15 protein-coding genes are annotated in these 22,181 nt (G+C 38.4%); 3 read left to right on the forward strand and 12 right to left on the reverse strand.

The window, feature by feature from the left end; translation table 11 throughout:
* Positions 1-5: 5 nt before the first annotated feature.
* From ACIQAA_RS05130 to ACIQAA_RS05160, 7 genes are all read right to left on the reverse strand, one after another.
* Positions 6-563, reverse strand: coding sequence for an ECF-type riboflavin transporter substrate-binding protein (locus ACIQAA_RS05130; RefSeq protein WP_402615870.1), 558 nt, complete (start codon positions 561-563; stop codon positions 6-8).
* 119 nt (positions 564-682) lie between these two features.
* Complete coding sequence (locus ACIQAA_RS05135; RefSeq protein WP_402615873.1) at positions 683-883, reverse strand: hypothetical protein; 201 nt, start codon at positions 881-883, stop codon at positions 683-685.
* A 268-nt stretch (positions 884-1,151) separates the two neighbouring features.
* Positions 1,152-2,855, reverse strand: a complete 1,704-nt coding sequence (locus ACIQAA_RS05140; protein ID WP_402615876.1) for a M28 family peptidase — start codon at positions 2,853-2,855, stop codon at positions 1,152-1,154.
* A gap of 17 nt (positions 2,856-2,872) precedes the next feature.
* Positions 2,873-4,312: a YfcC family protein gene (locus tag ACIQAA_RS05145; protein ID WP_402615879.1), complete on the reverse strand. Its 1,440-nt coding sequence runs from the start codon at positions 4,310-4,312 to the stop codon at positions 2,873-2,875.
* 35 nt (positions 4,313-4,347) lie between these two features.
* Positions 4,348-5,541, reverse strand: coding sequence for a M20 family metallopeptidase (locus ACIQAA_RS05150; RefSeq protein WP_402615881.1), 1,194 nt, complete (start codon positions 5,539-5,541; stop codon positions 4,348-4,350).
* A 199-nt stretch (positions 5,542-5,740) separates the two neighbouring features.
* On the reverse strand, positions 5,741-6,649 hold the full coding sequence (locus ACIQAA_RS05155) for a LysR family transcriptional regulator (RefSeq protein WP_402615884.1): 909 nt from the start codon (positions 6,647-6,649) through the stop codon (positions 5,741-5,743).
* Positions 6,650-6,821: 172 nt separating this feature from the next.
* Positions 6,822-7,691 (reverse strand): DUF1002 domain-containing protein, encoded by an 870-nt coding sequence (locus tag ACIQAA_RS05160; RefSeq protein WP_402615887.1) that lies wholly within the window; start codon positions 7,689-7,691, stop codon positions 6,822-6,824.
* Positions 7,692-8,042: 351 nt separating this feature from the next.
* On the opposite strand from ACIQAA_RS05160, the gene ACIQAA_RS05165 reads away from it, so the two are divergent.
* The 3 genes from ACIQAA_RS05165 (at position 8,043) to ACIQAA_RS05175 (ending at position 11,447) form a co-directional block, all read left to right on the forward strand.
* Positions 8,043-9,005: a S8 family peptidase gene (locus tag ACIQAA_RS05165; protein WP_402615890.1), complete on the forward strand. Its 963-nt coding sequence runs from the start codon at positions 8,043-8,045 to the stop codon at positions 9,003-9,005.
* Between the two features lie 170 nt (positions 9,006-9,175).
* Positions 9,176-11,251, forward strand: a complete 2,076-nt coding sequence (locus tag ACIQAA_RS05170) for a carbon starvation CstA family protein (RefSeq protein ID WP_402615893.1) — start codon at positions 9,176-9,178, stop codon at positions 11,249-11,251.
* The gene (locus ACIQAA_RS05175; protein ID WP_402615895.1) at positions 11,244-11,447 is read left to right on the forward strand and encodes a YbdD/YjiX family protein; all 204 of its coding nucleotides are present in this window, start codon (positions 11,244-11,246) and stop codon (positions 11,445-11,447) included. The genes ACIQAA_RS05170 and ACIQAA_RS05175 overlap by 8 nt, the downstream gene beginning before the upstream one ends.
* A gap of 240 nt (positions 11,448-11,687) precedes the next feature.
* Here ACIQAA_RS05175 and ACIQAA_RS05180 read toward each other — a convergent pair whose 3' ends face one another.
* The 5 genes from ACIQAA_RS05180 to ACIQAA_RS05200 form a co-directional block, all read right to left on the reverse strand.
* Positions 11,688-16,031 carry a pullulanase X25 domain-containing protein gene (locus tag ACIQAA_RS05180; protein WP_402615898.1) on the reverse strand — a complete coding sequence of 1,448 codons (4,344 nt, stop codon included), beginning with the start codon at positions 16,029-16,031 and terminating at the stop codon, positions 11,688-11,690.
* 223 nt (positions 16,032-16,254) lie between these two features.
* Complete coding sequence (locus ACIQAA_RS05185) at positions 16,255-17,283, reverse strand: LacI family DNA-binding transcriptional regulator (RefSeq protein ID WP_179602689.1); 1,029 nt, start codon at positions 17,281-17,283, stop codon at positions 16,255-16,257.
* Between the two features lie 369 nt (positions 17,284-17,652).
* Positions 17,653-19,197 carry a response regulator gene (locus tag ACIQAA_RS05190; protein WP_402615901.1) on the reverse strand — a complete coding sequence of 515 codons (1,545 nt, stop codon included), beginning with the start codon at positions 19,195-19,197 and terminating at the stop codon, positions 17,653-17,655.
* A gap of 12 nt (positions 19,198-19,209) precedes the next feature.
* Positions 19,210-20,961 carry a sensor histidine kinase gene (locus ACIQAA_RS05195; RefSeq protein ID WP_402615903.1) on the reverse strand — a complete coding sequence of 584 codons (1,752 nt, stop codon included), beginning with the start codon at positions 20,959-20,961 and terminating at the stop codon, positions 19,210-19,212.
* A 132-nt stretch (positions 20,962-21,093) separates the two neighbouring features.
* Positions 21,094-22,149 carry a glycoside hydrolase family 32 protein gene (locus ACIQAA_RS05200; protein WP_402617068.1) on the reverse strand — a complete coding sequence of 352 codons (1,056 nt, stop codon included), beginning with the start codon at positions 22,147-22,149 and terminating at the stop codon, positions 21,094-21,096.
* Between the last annotated feature and the right edge of the window lie 32 nt (positions 22,150-22,181).

Here is a 22,181-nt window from a genome sequence, read left to right on the forward strand (position 1 = left end):
ACTTCTTACAATTCTCGAGTCAAGCTGCCTTTTTTAGGACGCGTTTTGGCATATGCTATTGCTAGCAAGGTTCCTAAAACACCAACGGTTACTATATTAGCCGCACCCGCTACAAGGCCTTGAATGTATACTTTATTGGCTGGTTCTGCATATATGAGGATATCTAAAGTAGGAGCAATTAAAAACCATGCAATTGAGTTAGTAATAACTTGAATGATAATAAAAAAAATAATAGCTTTTCCACCAAATTCCCCATCCCGAAGCTTGATCCGTGATGCTGCTAATCCTATTAATAATCCTACGACTCCTGAAGCGATAATCCAGCTAAACCAGGGTGCTCCATAAAAAACAGCGTCCTTAATCGTATGACCAATTAATCCAATCAGCAATCCAGCGACAGGACCGTAAAGTAATGACATTAGGGCTAGGAACGCATAAGATGTTTCTACGTTTGTATTTGGTATGCCTGTTGGAATCGAACCAAACCTGCTTAAAATTATAAACACCGCAGCACCAATACCGATTGCGACAACCGTTTTAATCGATAGCACTTTCGAATTCATGGTAAGCACCCCTTTTTTTGGTAATATATAGTTGAAATATATTTCATATTCAGTTTATTTTAGAGTCAAATAAATTATTATCGCACTTTTATACCATTTTTCAGCTAGGGTTAGCTATATTAAAGGAGACTTAAGAAATCCGGCTCATTCATTGGGCCGGATTTTTTGTTTTCTTCTACAACAAGAACGCCAATTAACGTTGAAAGATAAGCATTCAATAAAAAAATTAAAATCCAGTCTTTGATGAAGGGCTTTCTTAAACTAAATAATAATAGGGTAATACCAACTAGTAACAAAGTCCACAAAATGATTCTTTCCAAAGATAAATCCGCCTTCTAGTGTTAATTTGCTCCTATTTATTATTACCAAATCTACAAATCTGTTTCCGGTATTCAACAAAAATCGCACAGTTTCAATAAACTTTTACTAATCAAACGTTTGATTAGATTCGTTATGAGTCCTTTTATATAGCGACTTTCTTTCTCATATGCAGGAAGAGAGATTGTCGAATCCAATAGTCAACCAAAATAACCCCTTCTCGTTTGAGAGGGGTTATTACTAGATCCGCTTTTTGATGGTACGCAGCACCTAAACTAAGTACCTCTTTATTTCTTCCATGATTTCTTTTATTTCATTTACGACCCGATTTCGTTGTCTAACGAAAAAGGTCATGGTGAAAAGAAATTCTTCAGGCGGCGTGTTGCTTCGATAGATATCTTTCACCTTTGCTAAGCCAGGGTAAGGCCGAAATGGAAAGGTATTATCGTAATCATATTTATTTGAATAGGAAAATTTAAGTCTATTTAATGTTCCACCAATAGTTTTCAAAAGTTTATTGTACTTATTGGCATCCAGGACTTCACTTCCTGATAGCTCTTGTATCACTACTGTTAAATTGTCTAAAGACTGATGAACAATGGTAAAATCGAAGACCTGATCAGAACTTTTGTCCAATTCTTGAATGATCTTTCTGCTGGTGGTAATAAAATTGATTAGATTGACCGGAAGGATATTTATATTCGCTAATTCGTCCAAAAGCGCCAAATGAATCCCTGTATCTCTGACCAACAAATTAACATCTACCTTATCAAAAAGGTCTTCTTCTGTGTGCCACCACCAGTTTCCCCCTGGTGTCAGATAAATTTTATCCTCTTCAATGGGTTCATATTTCAGCATTAGATGAATAGGAATGTTTGTCCCCCAAAAGGATTGGTCGGCTCCTCGAGGTAAATACTCAAAACGAGATGGCTCTTTCTCTGTTAAGGAAGTAATAATATCCTTTATAAACTGGGCATTTTCAAGCGATGTCCATCTCGGAACTACGTTTACATTTCCTTTTGTGCCTGGAAAATCAATATTAATGTGAGCCACGCATTGCTCATTGATTTCTTGCCAAAAATGATCACAATACCAAGCAGACCCTGCATATCTGCCATTTGAATGTCCAGGCCACCATGCGATTTTGATCCCTCGTTTACATGGCTTGGTAGAAAATATCCGCGCCAATTCCAGCATTAGAGCATTTGCTGTTGCATTATCTGTTGCCCCTTTATGCCAGGAATCATAATGGCCAGAAATAAGGATGTACTCGTCCATTTCTCCTGGAATCGTGGCAACCGGCAGACTGACACGTTTGATTCCATTTTTTACAATAGTTTTCAAATTTACCGTTACGGCTTCGTCTCGCATAAGTTCGAGTAGCTGCAGTCCATCATGATGGTTAATTCCCACAACTGGGATTTTCGTGAGTTGATCAACGTTTTCAATGGTTGGCGTGCCCCAAACGGTCCCGACGGTTTCTTCATGGATGGCATCTTCTGTTGATGGCCAAATATGAACTAGACCTATCGCACCAGCACTTTCAATTTTCTTCACATAATTCTCGTAGTAGTCCCAGCTAACAACAATTTTATCTTTCATTTTTTCAAAACGCTCAACTGGTCCATTGACACTTCGACGCTTTTCACTATCAAAGTCATAGATGAGATCCCCTGTTATCCCCTGTGGAAGATGTAAACCGAACGATCTTGTTTTTGCCCGAATATCTATTTTCTTAGGTACAATCACGGACACTTGTCCATATACAGGGTCACTGAAATAGCCATCGAATTGATAACGGTTATGTTGAATATGATGTTTCTGCAGGTCTTCTACTATATAATCAACCGCTTTTTCAGCCTCCTCTTCCCCTGTTAACCGTTCCCATTGGGAAAGAGTTTCAACATGCTGAGTTAAAAGATTTATATCAATCAATTCAAGTAACTTTTTATAGTTTATAGATTGGGTATCCAACGGCTTTCATCCCTTTATCAATATTGAATAATATCTGCAACGATGACAAAAAAAGCACCAATTACGACCCAGATTAACAATAACGGCCAGAAAAACTTTACCCATTCTTGATATTTTATTTTAGAAACAGCCAAGCTCCCCATTAACATCGCGGAGGTAGGCAGGATACAATTGGATAATCCATCACCTAGTTGATAGGAAAGAACGGTAGTTTGTCTTGTAACATCAATTAAATCAGATAATGGAACTAATATTGGCATGGTAGTGGCTGCGAGCCCCGTTCCCGAAGTAATGAACACGTTCATAATGGTTTGGAAAAAGTACATGCCTAATACTTGAATGAAACCTGGCATATGGTCAACCATCATCGCTAACCCATTAACAACGGAATCAATCACATGGCCTTGTTCTAAGACCATAACAATTCCTTTTGCAAATCCGACAATAAAAGCACCAAATGTAATGGCACTAGCACCCGCCACAAATTCACTTGCAATTTTACTAGGACCATATTTTGATAAGAAGCCAACAATAACTCCTAAAGCGAGGAAAAATGCAGCAAGTTCTTGCATCCACCAGCCCTTTTCTGATACTCCCCATATTAATAGACCAAATCCGGCAATCACTGTGATAATCGTCAAATAATGAGTCACCTTCATGGAAGGCAAGGAAGTAATATCAATATTCCCATGTTTTTCTTCTTTTTCAAGGTTAACTACAATACTGGAGGCTGGATCTTTTTTTACCTTTTTCGCATAACGAATAATATAAAGACTCGTAACGATTAAAAGTACCACTAAGATGATGGCGCGTAACCACATCCCTGAAAACATTGGAATTTCTGCAATCGATTGGGCGATACCCACGTTAAAAGGATTTAATAATCCTGCTGTAAAACCAACCGCAGCACCCAGCATTACCATGGCTGTTCCAGTCACAGCGTCATAGCCTAACGCTCTAGCAATGGCGATTCCAATCGGTACAAACGCCATGACTTCTGCTGACATCCCGATTGTAAACCCGCCGACTGAAAATAACGATAAGAAAATCGGAATGATGAGAAGACCGCGGTTCATAAAGGTCTTTCCAACTCTTGCTGCTACCGCTTCAATCGTTCCGGTAGAATTAATGATTTGAAAGACACCGCCAACAATAAATATAAAAAAGACCGTATCACTTGCGCTAACTAGCCCTTGAACAACAGCCAAAGGAAGATCAATCAGACTGACAGGATTTTGTTCTACTCCATGGTAGGAATCCTGTACGACAACGGTATTTCCAGTGTTCTTGTCTTCCGCTCGATCGAATTCACCTGCTGGCAGCAAATAGGTAAGTGCTGCCGCAAATAACACCATACTTAAAATGATAACAAACGTGTGGGGCATTTTAAAAATTTTCGCCTTAGGTGTTTCACTCTTTTCCACTGCAACATTTGTAGCCATTTTATTCAATTTCAATTTCTTCACCCTTTACTGTTTATTTGAAAAAACTTTTATTTTTGTTTGTTTCTTTTCCATTCTTCAAATTCGCTGCGAATGGCTAGGAGGTAACGATCATTTACACACACATCAAAAGCAGTCATCGCTAACGCCTTTGCCGCTTTATTTAAACCTCTCATCCCTTCTTCTGAACACGCTGCTTCCACAAAATCAGGAGTATGCGTATTCGCTGAATCCGTAATTTTGATGTATGGATGAATGGTTGCTGTCACCTGTCCAACATTTCCAATATCAGAAGAACCAATTCCACCCTTTTTTGGCGGTTGGGATACTTCTTCACCTAAAAGTTCCAAATTATCTTTGAATAAATGTGCGAGTGCTTGGTTGTTGTTTCGTTCGGCGTAGATCAGGCCTTCTTCTATATCAATTTTGGCACCGACAGCTTCTGCAGAATATCGTGCAGCTGCATACACCTTTTCACGGACAATCTCCAATTGTTCCACTGTCTCTGCTCTTAATAAAAATTCAGCCTCACAGTATGCTGGTACTACATTCGTAGCATCACCGCCCTTTGTAATAATGCCGTGAATTCTAACATCATCCTTGAAAAATTGACGTAAAGAATTAACTGCAACAAAGGTATTGATGACTGCATCCAATGCACTAATGCCTTTTTCAGGACTAGCAGCAGCGTGAGTTGCTTTCCCGTAATATTTAAAGGTCGCATCGACACAGGCCAATCCCCCGCGCAAAACCATTGTGCTTTTATGTGGGTGACACATCATGGCCACATCGACATGGTCGAAAATTCCCTCTTCCACCATTAATATTTTTCCGCCGCCTACTTCTTCTGCTGGCGTTCCGAGAACAACGATTTTTCCCTTTAAATTTGGAATGGAGTTCTTCAGCGCTAATGCTGCGCCAACCGCAGACGTTCCGATGATATTATGGCCACATCCATGCCCCAATCCCGCCAATGCGTCATATTCAGCAAGCAGAGCAATCGTTGGACCTCCAGGCTCCCCTTCCCATGTTGCCCTAAAAGAGGTTTCCAGCTTAGCAATTCCTTTTTCAATGGTAAACCCGGCCGTTTCTAATGGCTCTGTCAACCATTTCATTGCATCGTTCTCATGAAAGCTAACCTCCGGATTCCGGTGAATTTTTAACGATAATTCTCTTAACTCCGCATCCATGGCATCAACTGCGTACAGAAGTGCCTTTTTCTCTTGGGCTATCTCAACATACACAAATATACAACCTCCTAAATATTCTGAATACTAATGAGCTTATTTGTTATTTTACTTTCACTTGAATAATAAGTAAAATTAAGCTTTTTTAAGATTACTATAAAATTTTTTTATAGATTTTTTAAACAACACATTGAATATTTATTATTTAAACATTTTTTAAGCAAAAAAAAGAGAATCACTTATACCGTGTTCTCTTTTAGTTCAATTTTTCCTGTTCATATATTTTTTTAATATAACGAACATACTCAGCTACTGTTGCCAAACTTACCGAGGCTTCTCTGTAATACATCCATGTTCTTCTTTTCATTTCCTGTCCGTTTTTAAAAATCAAATTTGAATAATGTAATCCGTCACTATCTTTTAGAAAAACACTCGGTATGATCGAATAGCCAAGCCCTTTTTTCACCATCTCTCTGCAAGTCTCGTAGCTATCAACTTGCATCGTAATCAAAGGGGGGGCTACAAACCTTTCATTCCACCAATATTCAACGCTTTGGTCATAGGGATAATAAGGGCTGGTCTTATATTTTTGAAGAACCTTTGGCTCTTTTCTATTAATCATCGGCATTTGAGGAAGTTTCCCTAAATCAATCGGTTGATTGGCGATAATACATACATTTTCTTCGCTAAGGAGAAATTTTTGATCCGACCAGTTATAATCCCCTCTCACGATCGCAATATCAATCTGTCCATCCAAAAGTGAATCCATAATTTCTGTACTAAAACCTGTATCTACATTTAATTGAACATTCGGAAACATATTCATATAAGACTTCAAAATAGCAGGAAGATTATACAATCCAAAGTGACTATTAACCCCTATTTTCAAGCTCCCGGTAAGTTCATTTCCCATATTAATTAGAAATTCTTTCGTCCTTCGTAAATCGATCAGAATTCTTTTTGCATATTCAACCAAATGTTCACCAGCAGGGGTCATTTTAATATTCTTTCCGTTCTTAGAAAAGATTTCAACCTGAAATTCCTTTTCTATTTGCCGTATACGATACGTTAAAGCAGGTTGTGTCATATATAGATGCTCCGCTGCCTTTGTTAAATTTTGATCCTTATGTAAGTATTGCAACAGCAAACAATCCTTCTCATCCATTTGGTTTCACCGCCTGCTTTAAATAAGATTCCCTTCTATTTAAACATACAGAGTCGATGTTTACCAGATACCTAGTTGGTGCCTGGCACGAGGAAAACTATTAACACGAATACGAAATAGAGAGTGCGCTGTAACCACTTTAGGCGGCTACAGTGCACTCTCTAAGGGTTTATTAAGCAAAGTTGGCACGAATCGCATCAAGTGAGCGATTTAAGAAATCTTGCAGTTTCTGTAAAAATGACTGCCCCTCTTCAGACTGCAAAAATGTAGAGATTTTTTCTGACGTAACACTTAATTGTTCTTTTACTTGATTCCAGTCAATATCCATAGCCTTCAGTTCGTTGAAGAAGTCTACTAACATATCTAACTCTGCATCTGTTAATGTAATCCCCAGCTCTGCTGCCACTTGTTCAATTAACGCACGCAAGTCAGCTTCTGTTTTCGGTTCATTCTTGGCGATTTCATCCTTGACTTTTCCCATGAGAGAAGCAGCATTGTCAGCTCCAATCGAGTCACCAAGCTGTGCGGTTTTCACCATTTCTTCATTCGCCACTTTTTTGATTTCTTCCGGAATTTCTTTATTCGTTGTTGCCTCATAAGCTTTCATAATGCCTGTCAAAGCAGCTGTACCTGATACTTCAAACGGAGCAGAAATCTGTATGGTTGCATCCTTTACACCGGCTGTAGTCAAGGCATTGATATACATTTCATCCGTAACCCATGTAATATTGTTTGTCTGAACCTCTAATCCGAAATCTTTAGCTCCCATAGTAATACTCGCTGATGAAATCGCACGGGAACCAATTTGTGACTTAGGAATAAACTCCCCTAAATAATCATGCTCTTCTTTATTGGACACCGTAATCATTTGTGCGTTTTCCGGTACCTCTAACTCTGCTAACATATCTTTTTCTTGCTGTTCCGTTAGGTTTTCTCCTAATGAAACAATAACATCTCCTTCTACTGCATCAGCAAAGCTGATAGAAGGAATAGAGATAAACATTGTTATTATAAGCAACATTGCAAGTATTTTTCGTTTCATAAAAAGACCTCCTATTATACATGTAACCATTCTAAAAAAAATGGTTCATGTTTAGCCAATAGATCAAATTGGCTTTGCATTATCTTAACATAGGGGTTTGGGATTTCATTATAAGAATGGATAACATTTATGCTATTTCTATTAAGATTCTTTCAAGCTAGATAATAATGTTACAGCCTTTAGTTAAACCATAAATTAGTTTAATAAATATGACTAGTAGATTGCGTCCAACAAGAACGTTAGTTCGATAAAAACACGACTATAGTAACTGGTTAAATATATTCTGAATTGTTAAACTATCAGTAACTTCCTAGAATACACAGAAAACAAATTCTGTCAGGAGGGATACAAATGAAGCAAAGATTACATTTAATTCCGTATCAAGTGAATGCAGTGGTTGAAACGGTGTCTGAGGTGCCAAAAGGTATTGAACTTATTTCGGCTCCAAAAATTTGGGAGAAATCGAAGGGTAAGGGAATCACGGTTGCGATATTGGACACGGGCTGCGATGTTACCCATCCTGATTTAAGTGAGCGGATTATCGGTGGACGGAATTTCACGGATGATGATAATGGAAATCCTGATGTATACACTGACTATAATGGTCATGGAACTCATGTGGCTGGCACAATAGCTGCCACCCAAAACAATAACGGAGTAATTGGTGTTGCACCAGAAGCAAGTTTATTGATTTTAAAGGTGCTTGATAAAAATGGATCAGGACAATACGACTGGATTATAAATGGAATTAACTATGCAGTTGAACAAAAGGTGGATATCATCTCCATGAGCCTCGGCGGTTCTGAGGATGTACCTGAGTTGCATCAGGCGATTCAAAACGCCGTTGATAATCAAATTCTGGTCGTTTGTGCCGCTGGTAATGAAGGAGATGGACAGGATTCTTCAGATGAATTCTCCTATCCTGCCTCCTACAATGAAGTGATCAGCGTCGGAGCCATTAATCTGCACCGCCGTTCTTCAGAATTTTCAAATTCGAATAATGAAGTCGACTTAGTAGCTCCGGGTGAGGAAATCCTTTCAACGTATTTAAACGGATCTTATGCAAAACTAACTGGAACTTCGATGGCAACACCGCATATTTCCGGTGCACTTGCGCTCATAAAAGATATTGCCAACAAAAACTTTGAACGAAATTTGACAGAGCCTGAGCTATATGCACAATTAATAAAGAGAACGGTTCCTCTAGGAAACTCGAAAAAACTCGAAGGCAACGGATTGCTGTTCTTAACTGTAGATGACTACTTATCGGTTGTGCTCAACGAAAAATTATCTGCCCAAGTGCTAAAAATATAACGTAATAGAACATCCAAGAATTATAGATTGAAAGAAGGGCAGCCATTCGGCTGCCTTTTGTATTTTTATACTTTGTCAGAATTGTGCTCATAATAGGTATAATTAATTATTTTAATTTTCTAAATTATAAAATAAAATATCGGTATAATATGGAAAAGGTGGCGATAAAATTGAAAGCGCTTAAATCGATTGTTATATGGGGATTAATTGCAGCCCTTGGAGCAGCAGGTTTTGCAGTAATGGCCTTAAATAGCGGCGAGAGCATTAATGCAATTTGGCTTTTAACAGCAGCTATTTGTGTTTATGCAATTTCCTACCGTTTTTACAGCAGGTTTATTGCGAATAAGGTGTTCCAGCTTGATGACAAACGTAAAACACCTGCAGAAATACATAACGACGGCAAAGACTATGTTCCGACAAATAAATGGGTGCTATTTGGACATCACTTTGCTGCCATCGCCGGTGCTGGACCATTAGTGGGTCCAATTCTTGCAGCGCAAATGGGCTATTTACCTGGAACACTGTGGATTGTAGTCGGAGTTGTTTTAGCTGGGGCTGTACAGGACTTTATTATTCTTTTTGGCTCTATGCGACGAAATGGTAAGTCACTCGGTGAAATGATTAAGGACGAAATGGGACGTGTAACAGGTCTTATTTCAATGATTGGTATTTTAGGAATTATGGTTATTTTATTAGCTGTTTTAGCATTGGTAGTTGTGAAAGCATTAGTAGGAAGTCCGTGGGGAATGTTTACAATCGCGGCTACCATTCCAATTGCGATATTTATGGGAATTTACATGCGTTATATTCGTCCAGGGCGTGTTGGAGAAGCTTCCCTCATAGGAATTGTATTATTACTTCTTTCACTAATCTTCGGACAAACAGTTGCGGAAAATCCAACGTTAGCAGCGATGTTTACCTTTAAAGGTGAAACGATAGCTATCATGATGATTATTTATGGCTTTGTTGCATCTGTCTTACCTGTTTGGCTTCTTCTTGCACCACGTGATTATTTGAGTACGTTTTTAAAGGTAGGGACTATCTTTGGACTAGCAATAGGAATCATTATTGTTGCACCGAATCTTGAAATGCCTGGTGTTACAAAATTCATTGATGGTACAGGCCCAGTCTTTGCAGGAAATCTCTTCCCATTCTTATTTATTACAATTGCCTGTGGATCTGTTTCGGGGTTCCATGCTTTGGTTTCCTCGGGTACAACACCTAAAATGATTGAACGTGAGTCACACGCCCGTCCAATCGGTTATGGAGCAATGCTTACAGAATCTTTTGTTGCTGTCATGGCAATGATTGCTGCCTGTGTATTGACACCTGGTATTTATTTTGCCATTAACAGTCCACCTGCCTTAATTGGTACGGATGTTGTCCAAGCTGCCACTACGGTTTCCAGCTGGGGCTTTACTATAACTCCTGATGATTTAAAAACACTCGCAACTGACGTTGGTGAGCAAACCATTCTTTCAAGAACTGGCGGTGCACCCACGCTTGCAATTGGTATGGCTGTAATATTTTCAAATGTAATTGGCGGAAAGGCGTTAATGGCATTTTGGTACCATTTCGCCATCCTATTTGAAGCACTGTTCATTTTAACTACGATTGACGCAGGAACACGTGTTGGTCGATTTATGATTCAAGATATTATTGGTACTGCTTATAAGCCGTTTGCTAGAACGGATGCTTTAATTCCAAATATTATTGCAACTGCGCTATGCGTCCTTTTTTGGGGTTACTTCTTATATCAAGGTGTTATTGACCCGCTCGGAGGGATAAATACACTATGGCCTCTGTTCGGTATTGCAAACCAAATGTTGGCTGCTATTGCCCTGCTGCTCGGTACAACGATTCTCTATAAAATGGGAAAAAAAGCATATGTTTGGGTAACACTTCTTCCGACAACATGGCTGCTCATTGTTACTTTAACTGCAGGCTGGCAAAAATTATTTCATGAAAATCCAAAAATCAGTTTCCTTGCCCATGCTAAGATTTTTAAAGAGGCATATAACAATGGAAAAGTACTAGCACCTGCAACATCACCGGCACAAATGAAACAAGTTCTTATAAATGATTATGTTGATGCCACGCTATGTGCTATTTTTATGGCGGTTGTCATTGTAGTATTAATTTCTGCGATTAAGATTTGGTTTAAAATTATTAAAAACCACAAATTACCATTACATGAGACACCACCAGTGCCTCGTGACGGAGGAGATTTGAAAAATTATGCTTAACAAATTAAAAGAAATCCTTTCATACAGAAAGCAATTCCTCAGTCTTCTTGTCGGCGTTCCTAGCTATGAAACATACGTCGAGCATATGAAAAAGCACCATCCCAGCGATTCTGTGAAATCTAGAAAAGAATTTTTCTGTGAAGCACAGGAAGCCCGTTACAACGCCAAAGGCGGTAAAGTCTCAAGATGCTGTTAACGAAAAAAGAACAAAGAAAGTAAAATAACAGATCCATTGAAAAAAGAAGTGCAGGAATCGCACTTCTTTTTTCTCTTACCTGCTTCTATTTGTTTTTTAAGATTACTTAAGCAACGACCAGTGTATTTGGCTAATCTCTTCACACCCGCATGGTGTGAGTCCCTAAAAATCAAGAGGGTCCTTTTTTCTACTGTCTACTTGACATGCGTATATCCATAATTCTTGGAAGAGAGAGTCTTTTCATAAATTTTTAAAAATCGTCATTTGAATGGTTTTCGTAGCTTTGGCAATGGCACCGCCATCATTTTTAAAGATAGTTGATTTGTTTTCGTCTGATGGCTCAATGTGGATGGTCAATTTGTTTTCTCCCTCTTTTAGCACAATATTATAGGAGAAGGTCATGTCGTCTTTTATTGTTACTGGCTCGCCATTAATGGTAAGGACACCTTCTTTAATCGCATTTCCCTGAATGGTGATGCTGTCCGCGGTGACGCTTTGCCCATCAGTATGAGAAGTCACGACCACTGGCATATCAATCCAACGGAGGATTTTATCTTGAACCACCATTTGGTTACCGCCTTGATTGGTTACGATTAAAGAAAGGTCGGTTCCCGTTGCTCCGTAACCATAGTAACTTACGTCATCATCATTTGGGTTCAATGGAGTGTGGTCTGCTAAACCTTCTTGCTCCCAAGAGCCATTTTTGACGTATTTGTAAGTTAGCACTTCCCCTTCCTGTGCTTCGATTGTATACTCATAATCATTTGTGACTGCGCCACCGCGTGTCATTTCCCATGCGCCCGTATTCCAGCCATTTTTCGTTCCTGGCATCGTAATGTTGATTCCCTGTGGAGTGTACGCTGGTGCGTTGACTTTAAAGGTCACCTTAACGGTTATAAGTTCAGGCGTCACAGCAACAGCGTTTGATCTAACGACATTCCCAGCCTGATCATACACGTGCACTTCGTAGGAATACAGCTTTCCATTCGAGACATTGATATCTTTGTAGGATTGCTTGGTTGGGTCAAACAACATATCGATGATCGCACCATCGCGGACTAAGGCAATCATATAGGGATCTTTCACACCTTCCAGCTTCCATGATAGATTGACCTGTCCCGATTCCTGCACAGGCTGATCTAACGTTACTTTATCAGCCGGATCAATCGTATCTTCCCCTTTTATAAAACGTACCTCCTGCGTTTCACTCGTGACCCAGTTTCGGCCAAGGTCGGTTGAAAAAGCAACGCGATATTCATAGCTTCCTTCTCTTAATGGAAGGAAATTGGCACTATAGACATTCATCGTTTCCTGTTGATTGGTATAAGAAGCCTTATAGGCAGTCCAGTTTTCATTACCTGGTTGTTTTACCTCGAGCTTTACCTGTAAGCCTTCCATCTGGCCTGCTTCTGTTTCACCTTGTACAAAGATATTCGCTGTGACCGTCTGCGGCTTCGAAAGGTCAATGATCCCCGTTTCAAGTGATGTTACGTTCGTAATCTGGTGATTTCCATCTGTTAACTCAACATGTGGAATAACGGCATTCTCTGTTGCTGCTTTATCAGAAGGATTCCCGTTTTTATCAAGTGCTGCCACGGCAAAATAATAGTTGCGGCCATTGTCTAAACCATCGATGGTGACCGTATTCGCAGACGTTTCCATTACTTTTTTATAAAATGCTCCAGAAATAGTAGTTTGATAAATGGCATACTTTGCTGAATCACCTTCCCACTTTAAAGTGGCCGAGCGGCTCCCTTCTTCGATGGTTAATCCCGTGACGGCAGCTGGACGTTTCAGATTTTGCCCCTTATCAGACACAAGCATGCGCCCGCTCATCGCTGGGATCGTGACAGTAAGCTTTCCGTCCTTCGTTACCACTGTGTACTTGTTATCAAGCTGATCGGTAAATTTTACACCATTGATTAATAAATCTTCTATATCAAGTGCAACCGTCTTTTCTTCATTGCCTCTGTTTGTTAATATAACAGCGAAGTTCTTTTTGTCTGAACGGGAGAAAGCAAGCACATCGCCTTTTGCATAAAGATGGTTTAAATCACCGTAACTGAAAAGGTCATGGTAGGTATTTCTTACTTTTCCAATTGATTGATAATGTTTTACAAGATCGGTGTCCTCGTTACCCCAAGGATAAGTTCTGCGGTCATCGGGGTCCTTCGACCCTGTAACACCCGCTTCATCGCCGTAATAAACAGTCGGTGCACCAGCATAACCCATTTGCAGGGTTGCGGCAAGCTTTAGGCGTTGAATTCCGAGTTGATGGTTGTAATTTTTATCGTACTCTGCACGTTCAAAGGAGTCGGTTCCATTACCTAACACAAACGCTGCGCGAGGGGTATCGTGCGAGCCCATTAAGTTCATCAGGGAGTAAAATGCTTCTTTCGGATAATCTTCATATACCGCATTCAACTGATTTTCTGCCCCTTCGGCATTTCCATTTTTTAGGTAATCGATAAGAGCACCTCGGAATCGGTAATTCATAACAGAATCATATAAGTCGCCAAGGAAATATTCAGAAGCATCATCCCAGATTTCACCTAGAATCAGCGGTTCATCTTTCTTTCCGGTCTTAAGCTCATTACGGAATTCGCGCCAAAATTCTGGATCAACCTCGTTCGCAACATCTAAACGCCAGCCTGTTGCACCCCGATCCAACCACGATTTGGCAACAGAATCGTCATCATACATCATGTAGTTAGCAAACTGCTTATTATTTAACTCTGATGGATAGTCCACCACTTCTCCAGGAATCGATTTGATTTCTGGCAATGAATCAAAGCCCCACCATGCCTGGTATTTATAAACACCATCAACCTTCACATTTTCAATGTTAAACCAGTTGTGGAAACCGTATGGGCTAAAGGTTTGTCCTTCTGCCTTTAATTTTTCTTCCACTTGTTTCTTTGCCTCTTCTTCTATAACTCCTTTATTGACAAGGTCATAAATCGCTGACCAGTATTCATAAGCACCAACCGTTTCATATTTTCCATAACGGTCAAAATAGATGGAATCGTCACCGACATGGTTAAACACGCCATCTAAAATTAAATGCATTTTCCGTTTCTTTAATTCTTTTGTGAAAGCCTCAAATTCTTTTGGAGAACCAAACATTGGATCGATTTCCTTGTAGTCTGTCGCATCATACTTATGGTTCGATGATGCATAAGCGATTGGGTTTAGATAAAGTGTGTTGACCCCTAAAGATTGAATGTAATCGAGCTTCTTTTGAACTCCAGCAATGTCACCACCGAAGAAATCGTTGGACCAAATTTCATCTCCAGTATAGCCTTCGGAATTAGCTTCACGAGGGTTGTCTGGAAGTTCGCTCCATTCTTGATGTTCAATTGGCTCATCACCGCGTGCTGTATCTTTGGCATAGTCATTTTTTTTATTTCCATTGAAAAAGCGATCCGGAAAAATCTGATACACGACCGCTTCTTTCATCCAATCTGGCGTTTTGTACGCTGGATCAAAAACCGTTAATTGGAATAGAGAAGCATTGGCATCAGAAGTTGTCCCTTTTCCACCTTCAGTAATATCTTCACCGTATTCCTTCTGAAATTCTCCGTCACGTGCAATAAATTTATATCCATAAACGCCCTTTTCTTCCGGCTTTATATCAGCTTCCCAAAACTCTACTGGTGCAGCATTTAGCTCAACCCATCCGGCATATTCCATTTCCACCATGATGGTATTACCAGTGTTGTAGTTTTTTAGCTGAACCTTTGCAGCGGTTAAATCGCCTTTCTTCGCTTGGAGTCGAATCTTGACCGTATCCCCTGCCTTTACTGCCCCAAATGGTGACCTGTAAGCTGGATCCCAAGTTTCGTGAAACAGCTTATCTCCTTGGACATTGCCATCTGGCAAACCAGGATCATAATCGGTGTACACTTCCTTTGTATCATGGTTATAGAAGAATGTAACCATCGTGTCTTTTACTACATTCAGAACAAAGTTATTGGCTGGATACGCCGGAGCAGACCAGTTGTTCCCAAGAACAAGCTTAAATTCATGCTTTCCTTTCGGCACTTGTGCTGAATAGGTGTAAATGTTGTCGAGGTCTTCATCCTTTAAAATAGCAGTTGATTCACCTGGCGCCCATTCTCCACCAGCGTTCAGCTTAGGCTGGATATCTCCCACAATCCTTGGTTTCTGGTCGTCTGGCAGCTCTACAGGAACAGAAACTTTGTGGGAAACATCATCATAAATAAACGTGACTTGTTTTTCCTGATCAAGAGACAGCTTATAATTATCGCCGCCAGGAACCCCGTTTACTCCATAGTTTTCATCCCATGAACCATTAATCGCAATTTTATATTCATAGTTTCCTGCAGGAAGCGTGCCTTTCAGCTTGTACTTTCCATTTTCCTGAAGGGTCATTCTTGTTGAGGCATCAGCCGGATTCCATTCACCTGACCCGCCAAGTTCATCCTGTAGATTCCCCACTAGCGTTACCACACGTTCTGCCGCGTTTGATTCAATTGGATTAATAAATCCAAGAGCAATCGTTTGCGCAAATAAAACAAAAAGAGTTATGAAACTTATAATCTTTCTCGATTTACCCTTCATACATTCAACTCCCTTTTAAATTGTTTCTGGGCAATCGTTTGCACAAATAATTGCAAACGCTTCCTTAGAATGTATTATCTCATTATCTGTATTTTCCAAAGAATAGGACATTTCTACTCATTAAGAGGTTTGGTTATGGGTCTTTATGCTTGTTTTTGGTAAAAATAAGCAATTCCAATTAAAGCAGCAAAAGCCCTATTAAAATTAGGGGCTTTCGTGGATTTTACTTGTTTTTTAGATGGCAGCATGATGATCTTTCAATTAATTTATGAGGAATGATAATGCGCTTTATTGGTTCGTTACTGTTTTCAATCTTTTGAATCAAGTTCTTTGATGCTTGATAGCCAAGATCAAATATATTGATGTCAACAGATGTTAACGGGGGTTTCACCATTTCTGAAAGAAGTACGTTATTAAAGCTGACAATGGAAATATCCTCTGGAACGCTGATTCCTAACTCATCTAGTGTATTCAAGACACCTAAAGCCATAAAGTCGTCAACTACCACGAGGGCAGTAGGTGGATTTTCTAGTGACATGAGCTCTTTAACAGCCTCTTGACCGCCTTCACGTAAAAATTCTTCATGAATAATATATTCATTTTTCAATTCAATACCAGCATTTCGTAATGCCCGTTCATAACCAAGTAACCGCTCTACCGTTACCACAAGCTCAAGACATCCACCTATAAAGGCAATTTGATGATGGCCCTGCATGATTAAATGTTCGGTAGCTTCTTGCATGGCACGAAAATTATCGTTATCAACATGGGTAATTTCTTCTACATTTTTATAAGGTTTACCAATAAGGACAAATGGAAAATTTCTTTTTAGTAAATAGGAGATAATTTTATCCTCCACCTTAGATTTTAGTAGAATCATCCCATCTACTCTTTTTCCCTGAACCATTTCAACCACTGCTTCAAGTGTTTCCTTTTCTGATTTTCCAGTTGTCATATGCAAAGCGTATTTTTTTTCATGAGCCCCTTCACTAATTCCTTGTAATACGGTTGGGAAAAAGGGATTCTGAAATACGACATCTCCTGAACTCGGCATGACAAGCCCAATGGTTTGTGTCGATTGACTCGCAAGACTTCTTGCATTTAAGTTTGGATGGTACCCGAGCTTTCCCATTGCTTCATTTACTTTACGCTTTGTTGCTTCACTTATTCTCGGACTATCGGCAATCACTCTTGAGACTGTTGACGGAGCAACATTCGCAAGCTTTGCAACATCCTTAATTGTAACCGCTATGTCTAACACCCCTCTCGTAGGGAGTTTTATGGAATTCTCATATACTATTATATAACGATAATGACCCAATCGGAAATTGCGAGACACTCTCCCGCAAAGAATTAGCCTTTGTACCGCCTGCAGTTAATATGCTGAAATCTTGCTGAACTTGGTTCGAGAACACGAACTAATGGATTTTGATGAACTTTATTAAAAGACTCGTATAAGACCAGGGATCCTTTCTCGAGAAAAATACCGTTCCTTTCTGGTTAGCAATAAAAAGAAAAACCGACTGTACTTATTTGAAATTGAAGTCTTGGAAGATGCGGACGTAGATAGTCCTTTTTACTAGAAAAACATCGTTTTTACCGGCAGACTGCCAACCAACATTTACTTTAGTATGTGCTGTGAACGGTAGAGACCTGGGGTGGTTCCGATATTTTTCTTGAATACTTGATTAAAGTATTTTTGATTTTCGTAGCCTACCTGTTTACAAATCTCGGATACTTTTAAATTTGAGGTTCTTAACAGTTTTTTGGCATTATTTAATCTCACCTTTGTAATATATTCAAAGATGGTGTTGCCTACTGCCTTAGAAAACAAGCTGCATAGATAGGCAGGATTCTTATGAAACAGCTTGCCTAAATCATCTAGAACGATTGGTTCCTTATAATTAGCATTTATGAAGCTTTTTAAATCGATGATTAATTTTTCATTATAGGACACGTGGTTCTCATTTAAAACAGCTGTTGAACGCTCAATAAATTGTTCAAGCCACACTCTGATTTCTTCAAGAGACTGTAACTGATTTAATTCTTGGTAAAATGCATATCTTTCGCCGCCACTTTTATTTACTTCATATTCACTTTCAATATATTCCAAAAAATGATTAACAATTTTAAAACATACGTATTTTGACTTTTCAGGAGGCAGGTTGCTCTTTTGGCAATCAAGAAAAACATTATCCATGAAAACATTCATGTTGCTAAGAATATCTTGTCTTTTTTCATTAAAAAATGTATCTATTTTTTCAATAATGCGATTGCCCAATGAATGATTGATAGATTCTAATTCCTTATAATAGGTTACTAACTGGTTTAAAAAAATACCATTTTTCAGTGCTTCTTTTGCTTGGCTGTAAGCTTTCTTTATGTCAGAAATAGTTTCATAAACATTGCTGATTCCAACCATCGGTCTAATTCTCATATCATGATAGATCAACGAAACAAGATCTTGAACCAAGTCATTCCTAAGATCTGATCCAGCGTTTGAAAACATGATGACAATTTCACCATCAATCGTATAGATAAAACTCTCTATTTTCCTGTTTTCAAATAGGTTTTTTACACGTTCTAAGGAAACTTGGATTTTTTCACTGGCATATGAAGCTTCCCAATCAAACCCTTTTAATCCGATGTTTAAAAAAGAAAAACTGTTTAACTTTTGTTCCTTTTCATTGGCGACAAATCCTTGGCCTAAGATGTAATCAAGAACACGCTTTTCTTCTAAAGCCATTTGATATTCATTAATCCGCTCAGTTGCTTGTTTTTCAAGTTTTATTTTTTCTAGTTTTAAAATGGCGTTTTTAATAGAACTAATAATTTCTTCCACTTCAATAGGTTTCACTAGATAATCGATTGCCCCGAGTTGAATAGCCCTTTTGGCGTAATCAAAATGCGAATATCCGCTTATAATGATAAAGACAATATCTAGATTAAGAACCTTTGTTTCTTTAATTAAATCCAATCCATTTAATTTTGGCATTCTTATATCTACTAACACAATGTCAGGCTTTTTGTTCATAATTTCTTTAAGAGCTTCTTCTCCATCTGAGGCAGATCCTACAATTTCAATCTGATGATTTTGCCAATTAGCTGCTAATTTTAACCCTTCAATTACAATTTTTTCATCATCAACAATTAAAAGTTTATACATTATAGAAACTCCTTAAAGATTGTCATGGATGATGCCGTCATTCTTTAGGCCAACCTTAAGATAGACTATAGTTCCCTTTCCAACTTCACTCTCAATCTTTAATCCATATTCTTTTCCATAATAAAGTTTCAAACGTTCATTAATATTTTTCAAAGCATAACCCTTTTTGTTAATATCTACTTCATTCATGTCAAATCCTTTTCCGGTATCACGAATAATGAAAAGTAGACCATCCTCCACCATTTTGCCTTCAATCATGATAGTTCCGCTTTCCTGATGTTCTAACCCATGGTAAACAGAGTTTTCTACAATGGGTTGTAACAGCAATTTAATGATGCTTTTATCTATGATTTCAGGTTCTATCGTAACTGTGAAGTGGATTTTATTATCAAAACGAATATTTTGGATATCCAAATAACTTTTTACTTGTTCCATTTCATTCTTTACGGAGGTAATATGATTTCCACCATTTAAGGTAAGCTTAAAGATTTTTGATAAGTTAATTGCAATTTTTGATATTTGTTTCGCCTGTATTTTCTCTGCCATCCAAAATACCGTGTTCAACGTATTATATAAAAAATGTGGATTAATGTGGCTTTGCAAAGCTAATAGCTCTGCTTCCTTTTCCTTAATCTGTGATTTATATAACCTTTTTGTTAAATCATTATTCCAATTATAAAGGTGAACAATCTGGTTCCCAATCTCTCCAATTTCATCCTCATTATTAAAGTGAACACCCACTACGGTCTCTCGTTTTTCCATTTTTTCAGTAACCATGCGCAGCAAACTTAACTGGTTTGTAATTCTCCTGGTAATAAATAAGGCAATAATTAAGGAGAACATTAACGCCATCACTAATAAAGAAATCGTTACCATGCGCAGTTGATTGACCTCGCGAACAATATTCTCATAGGGGATAATACTGACAACATCCCAATTTGTTTTCTTGTTTGTATGATAATTAAAGAAATACTGTGTTCCATCCATTACTTTTTTAATGGTTCCGCTTTTCTCACGACCTTGAATGATTTTGGCTACCTGAGGGGATGAGAAAGTGTTATTGCTACTAGAGAACAAAATTTTATCTCCATCCAATATTAAAATATCGCCTGGAGGGTTACTATCTTTAAACATATTCTCAAAATAAGCTGGATCAAGATCTATCAGAACCACCCCCATTTGTTCCTTCGTTCCAAGATTTCGAATATTTCTTCCATAAAGTAAAGAATGGCTGCCATCTTTAACAAGTTTTAAATTACTGCCATTTAACCATTCACCCTGCCATTGGCTGCTGAGTAGACGCGGATAGATATTGGATTTTTTTATCGTTTGATAGATGTCATTTTTCAAATTCCGTTCACCACGGTTTATTTTTAAAAAGCCATGATTTTCATTCCCAACGTAGATGGCATTAATATAGGGATTGTTTACCACCGTAACATTATTCAAGTTTTCTAGAGATGACGTCTCTAATCTGAATAACATTGCATCCGTTTTTTTATAGGTTAAATAGGATTGAATTTCATTTGATAGAAAGATGTCATTAGATATATTCTCTACACTGCTTCCAAAAGCATTAATATTCCAATCGACAATAGTTAAAAAGTTATCAATCGTGGTAGATACTTTATTTTCTATTACTTTATTAAAATATATGAACGTAAAAGGACCAATAACAAGTAAAGGGATTAGTGCAGAAAACAAAGCTAATAAGATAATTTTACGCTTGATTGGAGAGTCGATGAGTCTCATTAGTTTAGCCATTTGGTTTCTCCAGTTTAGGAATTTTGTCTATGGTCGTACTAATCCTGATGATAGAAAAATTGATTCGTTCACTGTCCATCGGTCAAGTCCAATCCAGTAAAAATTTCTTATTTCAATTGAGGATGAGCAAAATCACGATGAGCAAATTGACTTTAATCGATAGACATTCAGAGAGAGTAGTTTTACATTCCCGCCAATCGAAAACAATTCAAGACTCTTACTTAATGAGTCTGGAAAAATCAGACTGGTCATGGCTATTTCACCTTTATTTGCAAAAACCTCAATAGAAGAACGATCAGGAATTTTATCCGATAATTTGGTGTTAACCACTGCACAATCGAACGATGAAAAGAATCTATTAAAAGAGGTTTCACCCGAGTTTCTTCTATCAATATACATTTCCTCTTTTTCAACATTATACCCTATTACCGTTTCTTTTTTAGCTGATTTAAACACTTTTATTCCAAATTCCTTTGCTTCTTCAAACTCAAATTCTGCTATAATTTCGCAAGCCGCTCCTTGAAGTTTCGAAAGGAAATCTATTTCTTGTGACAGCATTTGATTCTTAATGTGGATAGGTTCCTCACGGAGGATTTCCAGCTCCTTTATCGGCTTTTCGATCAACATGCCCTTAGAAGTCAGAAATAGTTCACGTGGAAGGGTCATCGCACCTATCCATCCTTGAGTCGGTGTTTCATTTGCATACCTCCAATTGCTCATCCAGCCTATATAAATTCTTCTGCCATCTTCTGTGTCTGACCAACTGACTCCAGCGTAATTATCCTTGCCGCTGTCAAGCCATTTCACTTTGGGGTTCGATCCATAATTCGTAAAGCTATGTCCATCGAAATCGCCAACAAAATATTGTGTTCTGGAACCATAATTACTGTTTGGCTTATCTCCGTGACTTATAAGAAGAACCCATTTCGTTTCGTTTGGGTTACCCTCCACTGGCAGGTTAAATAAATCTGGGCATTCCCAAACCCCAAACATTTCTCCTCCTGGGTGTCCTTTAAACGAACTTTCAAAGTGCCACTCCTTTAAATTAGGAGAGCTGTAAATGTCCATGCCATCCCCAGCTGCCAAAACCATAATCCATTTATTAGTTTGTTTATGCCAGAACACCTTTGGATCACGAAAATCGACTTTTTCCTCATTCACTAAAACAGGGTTATCACTATATTTTATTTCCCATTAAAGAATCCTGAAGTATCCTTCCA

The sequence above is a fragment of the Neobacillus sp. NPDC093182 genome (genome assembly GCF_044754045.1).